Source organism: Pseudoalteromonas shioyasakiensis, from assembly GCF_024518675.1.
Taxonomy (GTDB): domain Bacteria; phylum Pseudomonadota; class Gammaproteobacteria; order Enterobacterales; family Alteromonadaceae; genus Pseudoalteromonas; species Pseudoalteromonas shioyasakiensis_B.
The window spans coordinates 442,099-457,013 of record NZ_JANIGL010000002.1; the positions used below are offsets into that span (position 1 = coordinate 442,099).

At 40.7% G+C, this 14,915-nt stretch carries 11 protein-coding genes; 5 read left to right on the forward strand and 6 right to left on the reverse strand.

What is annotated here, in order from left to right:
• The first annotated feature begins 83 nt into the window (after positions 1-83).
• On the forward strand, positions 84-1,079 hold the full coding sequence (locus tag NQT69_RS07890; RefSeq protein ID WP_372822939.1) for a GGDEF domain-containing protein: 996 nt from the start codon (positions 84-86) through the stop codon (positions 1,077-1,079).
• 135 nt (positions 1,080-1,214) lie between these two features.
• Entirely contained in the window at positions 1,215-3,734 is a 2,520-nt protein-coding gene (locus NQT69_RS07895) for a TonB-dependent receptor plug domain-containing protein (RefSeq protein WP_256827105.1), read from the forward strand.
• Between the two features lie 43 nt (positions 3,735-3,777).
• Here the strand turns inward: NQT69_RS07895 and NQT69_RS07900 are convergent, their stop codons facing one another.
• From NQT69_RS07900 to NQT69_RS07925, 6 genes are all read right to left on the reverse strand, one after another.
• The gene (locus NQT69_RS07900) at positions 3,778-4,701 is read right to left on the reverse strand and encodes a hypothetical protein (RefSeq protein WP_256827106.1); all 924 of its coding nucleotides are present in this window, start codon (positions 4,699-4,701) and stop codon (positions 3,778-3,780) included.
• Between the two features lie 163 nt (positions 4,702-4,864).
• Positions 4,865-5,023, reverse strand: a complete 159-nt coding sequence (locus NQT69_RS07905; protein WP_256827107.1) for a hypothetical protein — start codon at positions 5,021-5,023, stop codon at positions 4,865-4,867.
• 126 nt (positions 5,024-5,149) lie between these two features.
• Entirely contained in the window at positions 5,150-5,869 is a 720-nt protein-coding gene (locus NQT69_RS07910; protein WP_256827108.1) for a hypothetical protein, read from the reverse strand.
• 35 nt (positions 5,870-5,904) lie between these two features.
• Positions 5,905-7,257, reverse strand: a complete 1,353-nt coding sequence (locus NQT69_RS07915; RefSeq protein WP_256827109.1) for a magnesium transporter — start codon at positions 7,255-7,257, stop codon at positions 5,905-5,907.
• A 113-nt stretch (positions 7,258-7,370) separates the two neighbouring features.
• Positions 7,371-8,360: an AraC family transcriptional regulator gene (locus NQT69_RS07920; RefSeq protein WP_256827110.1), complete on the reverse strand. Its 990-nt coding sequence runs from the start codon at positions 8,358-8,360 to the stop codon at positions 7,371-7,373.
• Complete coding sequence (locus tag NQT69_RS07925) at positions 8,344-9,252, reverse strand: GGDEF domain-containing protein (protein ID WP_256827111.1); 909 nt, start codon at positions 9,250-9,252, stop codon at positions 8,344-8,346. The genes NQT69_RS07920 and NQT69_RS07925 overlap by 17 nt, the downstream gene beginning before the upstream one ends.
• 285 nt (positions 9,253-9,537) lie before the next feature.
• Here NQT69_RS07925 and NQT69_RS07930 point away from each other — a divergent pair, with 285 nt between their 5' ends.
• The 3 genes from NQT69_RS07930 (at position 9,538) to NQT69_RS07940 (ending at position 14,853) form a co-directional block, all read left to right on the forward strand.
• Entirely contained in the window at positions 9,538-11,844 is a 2,307-nt protein-coding gene (locus NQT69_RS07930; RefSeq protein WP_256827112.1) for a TonB-dependent receptor plug domain-containing protein, read from the forward strand.
• A 64-nt stretch (positions 11,845-11,908) separates the two neighbouring features.
• Complete coding sequence (locus NQT69_RS07935) at positions 11,909-12,883, forward strand: metallophosphoesterase (RefSeq protein WP_256827113.1); 975 nt, start codon at positions 11,909-11,911, stop codon at positions 12,881-12,883.
• A gap of 11 nt (positions 12,884-12,894) precedes the next feature.
• Complete coding sequence (locus tag NQT69_RS07940) at positions 12,895-14,853, forward strand: phytase (protein WP_256827114.1); 1,959 nt, start codon at positions 12,895-12,897, stop codon at positions 14,851-14,853.
• The last annotated feature ends 62 nt before the right edge of the window (positions 14,854-14,915 follow it).

Here is a 14,915-nt window from a genome sequence, read left to right on the forward strand (position 1 = left end):
AAGGTTACCAGAAGGTATTTTTGCTGTTTTTTTCATAAATTAGTAGACACCAAAAACGTATAGCAAAGCGTAAAGGAATTAACGTGTCTAACCAAACTAATAATAACAGCCAACTGCTGGCTACAGATGCACAAACAAAGCAAGTTGGAAGTAGCCTGTCTACCTCTTTGTCTCATCTGCAATTTGGTTCTTTAATTGAATTGTTTAACGGCACAGCTGAGGGCATGTTTGTAATCGACCAACATGGTAATTTTGAGTTTGTAAACCCAGTAGCCGCTCAATTGCTAGGAGACTCACAACAAGCGTTAATCGGCCAAAGCTTATTAGACTTTTTATATAATACCGACCGCGACAAATACATGTATACATTATTAAATTGGTTAGATATTAAAGACACTCGGCTTAACTTTGGCCCAAACGAAGTGAAAATAGCTAAATCTGATGGCAATATTATTGAAGCCGACTTATCAATATCAAGCATTCCAAATAGTATAGCGAGTGCACAAAAGCTGTATATATGTATTTTGCATGATATAAGCTCACATAAAGCTATGTATAATAAATTAAAAATACAGGCATCGACCGATCACTTAACTGGTTTAGCAAACAGGTTAACGCTCGATGAGTCATTAGAAAAATACTGGGCTGACAGCATTCAAAGCAAACAAGCACTAAGCAGTATACTCATTGATGTGGATCACTTTAAAAAATTCAATGATACCTATGGCCATATTAAAGGTGATAAATGCCTGCAAAAAATAGCCAAGGTGATATTAGACTGTATCCCTTCAAGAGATTGTTTAGCTGCGCGATACGGCGGTGAAGAGTTTGCAGTGATATTACCGCGTTGTAACCGAGAAAGTGCAAACGTAGTGGCAAAACATATCCAACAACAAATAAACAGCATGACCTTTACCGATATTGGTCTACCGCCTGGCGTTAAAATTAGCGTGAGCCAAGGTATTGCCTGCGAAAACAATAACCAATACCGTACCCATGAAGCATTAATCTGCGCAGCCGACACCGCCTTATACCGGGCGAAAACCGACGGCAGAAATAAAATAATTGTTAGCGTATAAATATATGATTAACAATATAAAAACTAGGTTAACAAGTCTCGCTTGTTACACATATACTATATTTTAATGTTATTTGTTTGTTCCTAATAGGCTATATACACTGCGCTACAATATGATAGCCACACGGGATCAACAATGACATTTTTTAAAAAGTTACCTTTGCAACTTGCCATTGCAACTACGCTTGGGACATCAGTGACTGCAATCGCTGCTGAGCAAACAACTGACAACACAGCACAAGACATTGAAGTAATTTCGGTCACAGGCACACGCCGTAGTCTGCGCAGTATTGCCCAAAGCACAGTGCCTGTAGATTTATTAACAAGCCGTGACCTTGCAACAACAGGCCAGCTTGAAATCAGCCAAGTTCTTGCTGCCCAATTACCGAGCTTTAATTACCCAAGCGCAACCCTTGCTGATGGCACTGACCATGCAAAACCTGCCGTACTTCGTGGCCTCGCGCCAGATCACACATTAGTATTGGTTAATGGTAAACGTCGCCATTCAGGTGCACTATTAAATTTAGGTGGTACTGTAGGGCGCGGTTCAACCGCTGTTGATTTAAATAACATTCCTACCTCTGCGATAAAACGTGTTGAGGTTCTTCGGGACGGCGCTGCAGCACAGTATGGCTCTGATGCCATTGCAGGCGTTATTAACATCATTCTTAAAGATGCCGATGACGGTGGTACGGTTAGCTATACTTATGGCGAATACGATACCCAAATGGCTGGCTCACCTCAACTTTTAGATACCACAGCAGATGCAGCAGGTAACTTAAGCTTTATTAAAGGCAGTGATCGCAAGTTAAATGATGGTATTTCACGCACGGCCAGTGCAAATGCAGGCTTTTCGTTGGCTGATAACGGCTTTATCAATATCTCTATTGAGTCGCGTAATAACGAGCCGACAAATCGTTCAGGTATAGACGAACGCGAGCAGTATAACCGTGATGAAACTGGCGCCTTAGATTCACGAGAGTTTGACTTTGACCGCTATAATCACCGCTTTGGTAAAGCCGATATTGAAGATATCGCACTGTTTTATAACCTAGGTTACGATTTTGACAATGCGCTGTCATTGTATTCATTTGCTAGCTATTCAAATCGTAAAGGTAACTCAGCAGGATTTTATCGCCGTGCGAAAGACTCTCGTAATTTACCAGAGGTTTACCCTGACGGCTTTTTACCACAAATTGATACTGACGTAGACGACTACTCATTTGCTATTGGCCTAAACGGCGAAACCAATGATTGGGCGTGGGATGTAAGTACTAAATATGGTTTAAATGACTTTGCTTTAGGCGTAAGTAACAGTATAAATACCTCAATGGGGATAGATAGCCCTACCGAGTTTGATAACGGAGCATTAGTTTACGAACAATACCTAGTAAACATGGATGCAAACAACAGCTTTGATTTTGGCCTACCTGATGATGTGTTTGTTACTATTGGGGCTGAGTACCGCCACGAGAGATATCAAATAAAAGCCGGTGAAGAAGCTTCCTATATCACTGTGCTGGATGAAAACGGTGATCCGGTTGCTGCTGGCGGTGCACAAGTATTAGCGGGTTTTTCTCCAGAGAACACCACAGATAAAAGCCGCCATAATATAGCTGTATTTGCTGAGTTTGATACTTACTTAACCGAAGATTGGAATGTTGTACTAGCCGGGCGCTTTGAAGACTACAGCGATTTTGGTAGTACCTTTACCTCAAAACTCGCATCACGCTATAGCATTAACGAGTCATTATCGCTACGCGGCGCAATCAGTACAGGGTTTAGAGCACCTTCTCTTGCGCAAACCAGTTATAAGTCTGTGAGCACGGTATTTGAAAACGGCGTTCCTAGTGAAGTAGGTTTATTTCCTGTCGATGAACCTGCGGCTAAAGCACTCGGTGCCCGTGAACTTGATGCGGAAGAGTCTGTTAACATGACTGCTGGGTTTATCTTTACTCAAGGTAATTTAAGCCTAACGCTCGATGCATATAGGATTGAGATAGATGATCGGATTGTCTTATCAGAAAATCTACAAGGCCCTGAAGTGGAAGAAATTTTAGCTCAAGCAGGCGAGCTAAATACACAAAGCGTTCGTTACTTCACAAATGCCATTGACTCACGTACTCAAGGTATTGATATTGTTGCGACTTACTCATTAGGGTTAGACAACTATGGTGATTTACGCTTAAGCGCTGCGGTGAACTTTAATGATACCGAAGTGACTCATGTTAAAGAAAATCCACCAGAGCTAGAAGCCCTAGGCGATGACTACGAGTATTTTGCTCGCCGTGAGATCACCCGATTTGAAGAAGGCACTCCTGCCGATAAATGGAATTTATCTGCAACGTGGGACTTCGCTAATTTTCAAACAACATTACGTGCTACTCGCTACGGCGAAGTCACGGATACTTCAAGTACGCCTGAAGGCGATGAAGTGATTGCAGCAAAATGGATCACAGACCTTGAGGTTGCTTACTTACCAACACAGCAGTGGAAGTTTGCAATTGGTGCCAATAACCTGTTTGATCAATACCCACAAGATACTGTAAGTAACATTGGTTATAGTGATTTTAATCAAATATTTAGTTATAGCCCATTTACACCATATAGCCTAGATGGCCGTTTTATTTATGGCAATATTACGTACAATTTCTAAACTTCACCGAAAAAATAGAGTGCTAGTATGCTAAAGCGTACTATCACTCATTTGTCATTAACTCTGTTTTAAGCTGGTTATATAAACTCAAATGCCCGGGTTTCAAACCCTCTGTTTGTACTTTTGCTAATAAAGAAGCGGCCTGCCCTACATTACCACTTTGCCAGTTCAACTCTGCTAGCCTGAGTGTATAAACAGCCTTACTACTATTGTGCTTAGGAAATTGCATAAAACCAAAAGAATCTGTGTAATGTTTAATTGCAGATTCATACTGCCCTAATAACTGATATGTTCGCGCAACATTGCCACTTGCCACAACAATTTTACTATTATGCTCCGTATTCTCAATGGCATAGAGGGCTAACAAACGATACTTCAGGGATTTATCTAACTCATCCCACACGTAAAAAATATTGGCTTTATTAGAATTTAATTCAAAGTGAAAAATAGCATCTTTGCTTTTTGCAAACCGATTACCCACATGCAATAACAAGCTATACGAGCGCTTTCTATCACCAAATACATAATGAAGATTCGCCAATTCTAGCAACCGGTACGGGCTTTCGAAGGCTTCATACATATTTTCTAGTTTTGCAATTGCTTTATCGGCGTATATCTTTGCATTGACTTTATCACCTTTAGAATTCAATGCTTTTGCATAGTAAAAATAAAGCTGTGTTCGAAATACGGTAGGTGCTGAAGGCAAGTCGATGAGTGGCTCGATTTGTGTGATCAACTCACTGTAGTCAGCAATATCGTATATGTAATCTAATTGAATGGACTTCAGCTTATACCACGACTTAGAGTAAAGAGTTTGAGCAGTAAGTTGAGTGTTTATTAAGTCTAAACAATTTTCACTGGTAAAATTTAAGCAATATTGCTCATGATCGCTAAGGTGTTCGGATGAATGAGCTAACTGACTCAATAAACAGATACTTAAAAACAAGAATAAATTAATTGGATTCATTACATTTAACACTAATAATTTCTACATTAATGTTAGCACAAAGTAATGACAATAATTTAACAAAGCTGTGAGATTTCCGCGGGGTAAAGCTGCAATGATGGTAATGGCACCATCATTGCGTAAACTCAATACACTTACAATGCAGTGAGTTAGCAGTTAAGCATTAAGCTGACTTTTTAAGCTCTTTTTTTAGCTTACCAATTTTAGCTTTTTGCTTAGCCACTTTTTCTTTACGTGCGCTAATTTCTTTTTTGATAGATTTAACTTCTTTTTTAGCAAGTTTTACGTCGTTTTTCTTAGCTTTAGCTGGTTTCTTAGCCATTATCTTTCCTTTTAAATAGATGAGTCTCGTATTAGTGAGATAGCTACAATATTATATAAAAGTAGTAGTTAATAGCCTGCAACCACTTATTCACGAAAAATTCATAAACTAGCAATAAAACTGAAATTAATTGAATTGATAGGCATAACCTACACCAATGAACTGATCTGAACCATAGTCATTATCTTGAGCTGATCCATAAAAATTGACTTTTTGCTGTTTATCAATTTGATAACTCGCTCCTAACGCAGCAAAATAACCTGAATAATCATCAGATCCCATTGAGTAAGCAGCAGCTGTCATTATTGTCCAATTGCCAGCTAAAGGCTTTAATGCAAAGGCACCTAAATAGCCACCGTTTGATGAGTTAGGCACTAACACCCAACCATCTGTAGAAGGCATTTCGTTAACTGAGCAGTCATATAAACCGGTATCACAGGCAATATCCCCATCCGTATGACTGTAGCCACCCATCGCAAAAATCTGCCACCCCATAGGCTTAATATCAAAGTAACTTAAGGGTACAAATGTTCCGATACTGTAACTTGTTTTTTCAGCACCGTGGTCAAACTGTGTTTTACCTAAGTTAAAGTTTACAATACCAATATCAAACAACCACGAACCGCCAAACCGCCATTCATCACCATCGGTATTTGCACTGGCATTGAGCTTTCTAACGGGATCTAAACTTAGTGAGCCACTGAACTTTAATTCATCAGTATAACTAGCTCCGATTTGGGTCACTACTTTAGTTGGATCTTCAGCTAGCTTATCTTGTGCAGTCACTTGGCTACACATTATAAAAACCAAGCTAGTTATTAACCCTTTTACTATTTTTGTACTCATCCTTTACTCCATTTTATTAATAACCGGTTTATTTTTTAAAGTAGCAACAAACTACCCAACCCTAAGAAAGTTACAAAACCAACAATATCAGTTACTGTGGTTAGAATTACTGACCCTGAAAGCGCAGGATCTATTTTCATTTTATCTAAAATTGACGGAATAATGACTCCTGAAAGCGATGCTGCCACTAAGTTTAACAATATAGCCACGGTAATCGTTATACTGAGCATCACATCATTAAACCAAAGATTAGTCAGCACACCAATCACTATTGCCCAAACGCAACCATTGACGGCCCCAACCCGCAATTCTTTTTTAAGTAATGCTTTGCGGTTTGAATCGGTCACCTGCCCCAGCGCTAAACCACGCACTATAACGGTGAGCGTTTGGCTACCGGCAATACCGCCCATTGAAGCCACCACAGGCATTAATACAGCTAATGCAACAACCTGCTCTATGGTTGCACCAAACAAACCAATAAACCATGAGGCTAAAAACGCTGTTGCCAAGTTAATTCCTAACCAAATACCACGGTTTTTTGCTGATTTAGTTACACTTGAAAATAAGTCTTCATCTTCTCTTAAACCACCCGCTTTGGCAGCGGCCTCGTCCGTAACCTCCTGACGTAGTTCGTAAGCAGAGGACACTGTTAAACGACCAAGCAACTTATTATCCGCATTGACCACTGGCATCGCCATTGTTTCACTGTGGATCACCACTTCTGCAGCCTCGTATAAATCATCGTCAGCGTGCAGTGAGGTAATATCTAAATTAGCAAAGTCGAGCAAACTATCCGAGTCTTGTGCTTTAAATAACGCATTAACTGATACTTCGCCTATTAAGGTGCCTTTACGGCTCACCAAATAAATCACTTCAGTAAATTGCGGCAGCCCTTTTTGTAATATTTTGCGCACACCGCCTACGGTAAGCTTTTCAGATACTTTAATTGAGTCAAAGTTAAGCCAGTGACCTAGCTGTTCTGGGTTATATTGCTGTGCTAAATCATATTGCTTGGTTTGTACTTCATCAAGTTGCCTGCGGGCATAATCTACAAAGCGCTCAGGAATAACTTCTTCTAATTCCAGTAACTCTTCAACACTCACTTCATCTAAAAGCTTAAAGCCTTCAACTTCATCCAGAGTTTGTAATAACCAACGGCAGCTATCAGCACCTAAATTAATAAAAATCTCGTGTTGGGTGTCTTCATCTAGTAATAGCCATATTTCTAGGCGCTGCTCTTTCGGAAGCGCCTCAAATAATAATGATAGATGTTCAGTTGATAGCTTGTCCTTGGCATCTGCCAACAGTTTGTTTTTGCGGGAGGTGGTGTCGCACTGTAATAACTCATCAATGAGTTGAGGAAGTTGGTCAACTGGGTACTCGATCATAGGGATCTCAATTAATTACATCTATAATCAGAGTTTAACGTAGCTTGACAAAAAGTGGTGTTAAAACTTTCTTTAAAAAATAAAAATAAGCAATTTCACATACGTCATTTACTTTATATTTTTAACTGACTTGGTGTAATACCAGTCCACCGCTTAAAGGCACGACGAAAGTTGGGGATATCATAAAACGCTAAACGCTCTGCAACTTGTTCATTGCCTTGTTGGCGCACGCCCAGTAGATAAAGGGCTTTGAGCTTATTTTGTTCGTCTTGTAATTGCGAATAACTAACCCCGTGTTGTTTGAGCTTACGTTTAAATGTTGCCGGGCTCATTGCAAAGTATTCGGCGCTACTAACTAGGCTATTATTTTTATCTTGATGAATTCGTTGGCACACAGCCTCGACAAACGTCACCGCTCGCCCTTGCACTTGAGCTAAACACTGCTGCCAGCGCAACGGGCTTGATTCTGGGTTTGGGCACTTCAATAATTGTTTATTAAAATGCCATCGAGTATAAGGCTGCTCAAAACGTATCCGTAAACCTAAATGCTGTTCATACTCTTGAATATGCCGTGGACGCTTACAAGTAAAATCAAAATAGCAGTGTGGGTAATGATTACTGACTCTTTTGATTAAACTCATAAACGCAGCACTGTATATTTCAAAACAATAGTTTTTTAACGATTCATCCATGCCAACGCTCGGCTGTAGATACAGGTAAAAGTCATCTTGAAAAATATGCTGACGAGTAAAAAATAACGGCGTAAGTGTGCTACGTATTTTTTGTAATTGCTTTAAAGCACTGCCAAGATTTGGGCTTAAACGCACACTTTGCATTGTAGGACTAACATCATTAACCAGTTGATGCCCTAATAAAAAGCCACTGTCATTACTTTTCATTAGGGTTTTAAATTGGCTAATTAAAGACAATAACTGCGATAGACTAAAGCGCTGAGATAAATCATATAAGTCTTGCTCAAAAATCCCGGTACCACGTAGCAATTTATGCAGCGGGATCCCACGACCTTGCGCTAACTCCACCAGCGCAGTGACCATTCCTGCAGCGCTGATGTACTTATCATCTAAACTAATATACTGCTGCACCAATTAGCGCCTTTTGTTGTTGTAGTTGCTGATGTAATAGGCTGGTTTGCTGTACGGGATCGTGCTCAAAATGTAATGCAGCGGTAGCGGTTAGTATGTGCTGAAACTGCGCACCTTTGCTTTTTGCTACTTTAAAAGCACAATGATTAAGTGCAGCTTTCATTTGCGCTAATAATTCTTTGCCTTGGCTTTGGCTAGTTCCCGGCATTAGCACAATAAAACAATCGCCAGCGTAGCGGCATAACACATCATTCAAACGGCAATTCATCACTAATAAATCACTGATTTCTCGAAGCAATCTATCGCCTTCAGTAAAACCAAATTGAGCGTTAAACTTGGCGAAGTCACGAATATCAATGATACCTAAAGTGGCTGTTCGCTGTTCACTTTGATGTTGCTGCATTAACGAATGCAGGTAATTCACACGATATAAACCCGTCACTGGGCAAACTTTATCATGCTCTCTTAAATGTGCTTCGCGACGGCGTAATTGTCGGTTTAAAACAAATTGCTCTTGATGCCAATAATAAAGCCCAACACTTGTGAGCGACATGCCAAAAGGAGCTGGTAATGATTCAAACCAAGTCAACCAAAGCTGTGATGGTTGCTTAAGCCATTCATCGAGTAAATCCAAAGTCGCAGAGAACATAAACAGGCCTAAACCAAGCACTAATAAACTGGTTACTTTTCCTGGTGGACGAGAGATCAGTAGCGCAATGATCCAACTTAATGTCATCAACACAATGCCGCCTTCACCTAAAATATCGAGCCACGCAATTTCTTGCCATTGTTTTAATTCGCCAAAATATGCACATATTGCTACAGCAATCACTAACAACGAAATGATGGTGTTAGTAAGTTTTACGTGGCTGGTAAATGGGTTATATCGCATTGTTTAAATCTTCTTCAGTTTACATTAATGCTAATGCTAGCTTAGCTGCACTTTATAAGGCAGGGTCATTTTGGCTCATTGATATGACATTGAGATTAAAATTTGTAAATAAAAAAACTATAAGCTGCCATTTATAGCGGCTTACAGCGATGTTTTAAAAGCTCAAATATATTTTTTAATGCTGTAAATTAGCGCTTTAGCAAAGATTATCTTTATAACTGTCACATTAGCGTCATTTACTTTTTTTAGTTTGCTCACCAAACCAAGGACAACCGGAGCAAATCAATGAAACAATTTAAATTAAACGCTGTAGTAGCAGCACTGGCATTAAGCCAATTTAGTGTTAGCGTTAATGCAGAAGAACAAACATCGCCAAGAGAGCCTGAAGTAAAAGTATCAGAAGAGCTTGTGGTATATGGTGAGATTGGTTATCGCAACCGCTCACAAGAATTGGCCCCTACACTTGAATACTCACAAGAGTACTTTCAGCGTTTTGAGCCACTAACAGCAGGTGATGCACTAAAGCGTGTACCTAGTGTAACGTTTTTATCTGACGTACTTGAATCAGACGGCGCACGTATGCGTGGCTTAAGCCCTGCGTATACTAAAGTACTCATTAATGGTGAAGAAGTACCGGGCGCAGGCGCTGACCGTTCATTCTTTGTCGACCGTATTCCTGCCGAATTAATCGAGCGTGTCGAAATAATTCGTTCATCAAGTGCAAACCGCTCTGCCGATGCTATTGCGGGAACGCTTAATATTGTACTACGTGATGGCTACAGCCTAGACGGCGGCTATATCCGCGCCGGCGGTCTGCGTTATGATGACGGCGAATTAAAAGAAAGCTTTGCAGGCGTATACGGCACTGAGTTTGCTGGCGGCCGCTTGCTAGTAGGTGCCAACTTACAAGGTCGTTATAACCCAAAACAAAAATCAAGTATTCGTTATGGCGATAGCCCTGAAAATAATCCTAATTATGCAACAGATGATTTTGATAACCGAGAAGATCAATCAGATACTCGTGATGGCGATGATACTTCACTAAACGCTAGCTTTGAAAAGGCGTTTGATAACGGCGGTAAATTTGATATTAGCGCAATGTGGGTCGATACCGACCGTACCGAAGATGAGCGCTCTTTTGAATATGACGACGCGACAGCCACATCTAACTCAGTGGTTGAAGGCGGTAACTTGCTTTCAGACAACGCAAATGTTTCCTACATTGACCAAACCAACTACAACATAAACTCAGGCTATCAACTACCGCTTTTAGGCGGTACCAGTAAGTTTAAAGTAGGTTACGCCAGCTTTGAAGAATCTGTATACGAGCAAGAAGTTGAGCTTGATACGTCTGAACTACCAATGGTTTTTGAAGAAGCCGAAGAAACTGTTGATATCGATGATAAAGAGTGGTCATTGCAATGGCAGCATAGCTTGCTTGTAGGCGACTCAAAAGAAGTTCAATTCGGTGCTTTTGTACAAGGTAAAGAGCGCGACACAGCAATTTTTGAAGCTGAAGATGAAAATGAGCAAACACTTACTGGCTGGGATCAGTTTAACCAAACGCCTATGTCTTTAGCTGTATTTAATAACGAATTTGAAGCAGTAGACGGCGGTGTGAACACCCTCGAAGAAGACCGTTTTGATTTGTTTGCTTTAATCAAACACGAAGCCGATGTGTTCTCATGGGAAATGGGTGTGCGCTGGGAGTCAACTGACTCAAGCATTACCGATACCAATGAAGGCGTTACTGCCGAAAATGATTATGACTTTATTTTACCGTCGGCTCACTTTCGTTACAGTGTAAGTGATAACGGCCGAGTCAGCGCCTCTGTTGCTCGTAGCTTACGCCGCCCAGATTTTGATTACATGACACCGGCTCTTCTTGAAGAAGAACTCGCTGATAATGACTTTTTAGGTAACCCAAATCTTAAGCCAGAATCTTCTTGGGGTATCGATTTAGGTTACGAATACCGTTTAGGTAAAAGTGGCGTTGTCGGTGTAAACGTATTTTACCGTGACGTTAGCGACCTAATTGAAATTGCCAGCACAGGTGTTGAAGGCTCAGAAGGCGAAGGTACATTTGTACTGCAACCACAAAATACTGGCGATGGCACAGTACAAGGTATTGAGTTTGATTTATCAACGCCACTGAGCGCAATCAACATGCCAAATACTGGTATTTTCTTAAACTACTCTTGGCTTGATAGTGAAGTTGAAGACAGCTTTGGTAAACGTAAGTTTAATGACCAATCAGATTATGTTTATAACATTGGCTTTATTCAAGATTTACCTGACCTAGGCGCATCATTTGGTGCAACATACCGTAACCAAGGTGATGCTTACGGACGTTTTGTAGGGGAAGAAGTAACAACCTCTTACGGCGCTGACTTGGAGTTATTCGTAGAAAAACGCTGGCAAGATGTAACACTTCGCCTGGTGGGTTCAAACTTACTAGATGCTAGTAAAGATGAAGTTTTCAACAAGTTTGACTCACTTGATGACCAAAACAATCGTGACTTTGATGAATATGAGCTTGAGTCTGAAGAAGCAGGCCCAGTCATTCAAGTAATGCTACGTTACGCATTCTAATCACGGGTATTGTCATTTTAAGCACGTATTGGCAAGCCATTACGTGCTTTTTTGGAGTTAAAACATGTTTAAACTGTCTTTTATCATGGCTGCATTATTAGCATCTCATACGCTTAGTGCTGCCACGCCAGTTATTTATAAAGATGAGCTTTATCAACAGCAAAAAATTGCCAAGTTAAATACGCTACCAGATAGCCTTAACTTTATGGTAATTGGCGACTGGGGACATAACGGCCACTTTTATCAAAAAGAAGTCGCACACCAATTAGAAATAGCCATGTATCAAACCGATGCTGACTTTATCGTCTCAACTGGTGATAACTTTTACCCGAATGGGGTAGCAAGCGTCAACGACCCTTTATGGCAATCCGCTTACGAAGATATCTATCATGGCCCACATACATTTGAAGACTGGTACGTTGTATTAGGCAACCATGATTACCTTGGCAACGCCCAAGCACAAATTGACTATACAAACAAAAGTCAGCGCTGGCAGTTACCCGCAAGGTATTACAGTAAAACCTTTGAACTTGAAAACAATGAACAAGTTTTAATGGTGTTTTTAGATACCAACCCAATTCAGCCTGAATATAAAACCCGTGAAAAATACCGCTCAACTCAAGGTCAAGGTTATCAAACACAATTGGCTTGGCTTGAAACCCAACTTGCCGGCAGTAAAGCAAAGTGGAAGATTGTGGTCGGTCATCACCCACTTTATTCCAGTGGTAAACGCTTTGGCCGTAACCAAGGTATTCGCGATATTTTAGAGCCGATTTTAGAACGTCATAACGTGCAAGCCTATATTGCTGGGCACGAGCATGACCTGCAATACAACCAACCAAAAAATAGCAAGGTTGCTCACTTTGTCTCTGGCGGAGGAAGCGAAGCACGTTTTGTAAAACAGCGTGAATTTACCCGTTATGCAGAAGCAACCCCTGGCTTTTTAAGTGTATCTATCAATGGTGAAACGCTAAAAATGAGCGCAATTAATCACCTTGGTGAAGTACGTTTTAGCACTGAAAAGCATATTAATAAGTAAAGGATAAAATAATGAACTTTAAATTAAGTACCATTTCAACAGTGCTCTCAAGTGCGCTTCTGGTTACAGCTCTTAGCGGCTGCACAAGTAATGAGGAACCTAGCAGCCAAAGCAACGCAGCTATGGTACAAGCAGCAATAGCTGTGGAAAAATTTGGCCCTCAACAAAATATGCAAGGCTCACAGGCAGCAGCGCTGGGTAATAACCAATGGTTGATTGCCAGCGAAAGCCAGGGCTTATTAGTGACAGATAAAGACCAAAGCAGTGTGTTATTAGCGGGTAACTTTGAATCTATCTCACTGAAGAAAATCACAGAGCAACAATTTTTATTGGCTAGCCTAGATAACAATCAAGACAATGTGGCTATTTTTAAGCTCCTGAAAACGGATTCATCTTGGCAGCTAACTGAGCTTACACGTATCAGTCCACCACAAGCACAACCAGATGCAGTGTGTTTATTTAAAAACGATAATAATGCAACTGTATCAGCGTTTGTGCCAGATGTTCGCGGCTTGATCAGTGAAACCATTATTTATGACTTAGCGAGCAAGCAAGCAAAAAACATCGCTGTTCGTGAATTTTCAGCCGTTACTGAAGCCTCAGGTTGCGCAGTTAATGACGAAACAAAAACCTTGTATGTGGGCGAAGCTGAACTCGGCGTTTGGGCTATCAATGCTGACGCTGAATCCGATGCCAATAAACAGCCAGTGGCATTAGTTGAGCCTTACGGTGAATTAAAAGCTGAAATCGGCGCGTTATCTGTATCAGACGATGGCACCTTGTGGCTGACAGCCACTGATAACAATGAAGTGTATGCCTACAACGCACAAACAGAAAAACTTAGTCAGTGGTCACTTAACGGTGAGTTGGCAATTGAGTCTGTGGCAGCAGAGCTTATTAATAATGAGCAAGCACAGTTGGTATTAATTGATGATGAAACGGGCGCTTACATTACCACAAAAGTTAACTACACAGCGCAAACGGCGGCTTCTCAAAACAAGGCGGCGATGACTCACATTACAGCGAGCGCACAAACCACACCCGTAGCCGCGTTTGGCGATGCAGCGGATGATCCTGCAATTTGGATAAACCCGCAAGATGCTAAAAACAGCTTGATTTTAGGCACAGATAAACGCCGTGGCTTAATGGTTTATGATCTTGATGGCAATAAAATACAGTCACTCAATGTTGGACGTTTAAACAATGTTGATGTTCGCCAACATCAAGGTATAAACAATCAAACTAACACCTGGATCACTGCCAGTAACCGTACACTGAACAGCATCAGCGTTTTTACAGTCGATAACGACAACAAGGTACAACATGTAACAGAAGTGGCAACAAACCTAGCTGAAATTTACGGTATGTGTATGTATTCATCTGATTCTGGCCACTATGTTTATGTAAATGATAAATCTGGCTTATTTCAGCAATACAAATTAACCGGTGAGCAAAATAATGTCAGCGGCGAATTAGTTAGAGAGTTTACTTTACCAAGCCAACCTGAAGGCTGCACTGCAGATGATAAACTAGGCCAATTATTTGCTGGCGAAGAAGATCAAGGTATTTGGTATATCGGTGCAGAGCCTACAGCGGGTAATTCACCAGTTATGCTGCAAGGTGTTAATGAACAACTTGTGGCAGATGTTGAAGGTATGGAAATTTACCATGGTGATGATGAGCGTTATTTAGTGGTATCAAGCCAAGGCGATAATAGTTATGTGCTTTATAATATCTCAGATGATACTCAGCCAAGCTTGAGCTTTGCGGGTAAGTTTAATGTCATCGCGAATCTTGATAAAGGCATTGATGGCGCAGGTGAAACAGACGGCTTAACTGTTACCTCGAAGGCTTTACCAGGTTACCCTGAAGGCATGCTAATCGTTCAAGATGGTTACAACCGTATGCCACTACAACCACAAAACTTTAAAATTGTTGACTGGCGTGAAGTAAAAAAAGCCATTAAATAAACAGTAAGTAAAATTTATAGATAAAAAATGCCGCTTCATTGCGGCATTTTTATTTGTCAGTT

Coding starts and splice junctions, on each gene's coding strand:
- NQT69_RS07895 (WP_256827105.1), top strand. CDS start 1,215: ATGACATTTTTTAAAAAGTTACCTTTGCAACTTGCCATTGCAACTACG.
- NQT69_RS07900 (WP_256827106.1), bottom strand. CDS start 4,701: ATGAATCCAATTAATTTATTCTTGTTTTTAAGTATCTGTTTATTGAGT.
- NQT69_RS07905 (WP_256827107.1), bottom strand. CDS start 5,023: ATGGCTAAGAAACCAGCTAAAGCTAAGAAAAACGACGTAAAACTTGCT.
- NQT69_RS07910 (WP_256827108.1), bottom strand. CDS start 5,869: ATGAGTACAAAAATAGTAAAAGGGTTAATAACTAGCTTGGTTTTTATA.
- NQT69_RS07915 (WP_256827109.1), bottom strand. CDS start 7,257: ATGATCGAGTACCCAGTTGACCAACTTCCTCAACTCATTGATGAGTTA.
- NQT69_RS07925 (WP_256827111.1), bottom strand. CDS start 9,252: ATGCGATATAACCCATTTACCAGCCACGTAAAACTTACTAACACCATC.
- NQT69_RS07930 (WP_256827112.1), top strand. CDS start 9,538: ATGAAACAATTTAAATTAAACGCTGTAGTAGCAGCACTGGCATTAAGC.
- NQT69_RS07935 (WP_256827113.1), top strand. CDS start 11,909: ATGTTTAAACTGTCTTTTATCATGGCTGCATTATTAGCATCTCATACG.
- NQT69_RS07940 (WP_256827114.1), top strand. CDS start 12,895: ATGAACTTTAAATTAAGTACCATTTCAACAGTGCTCTCAAGTGCGCTT.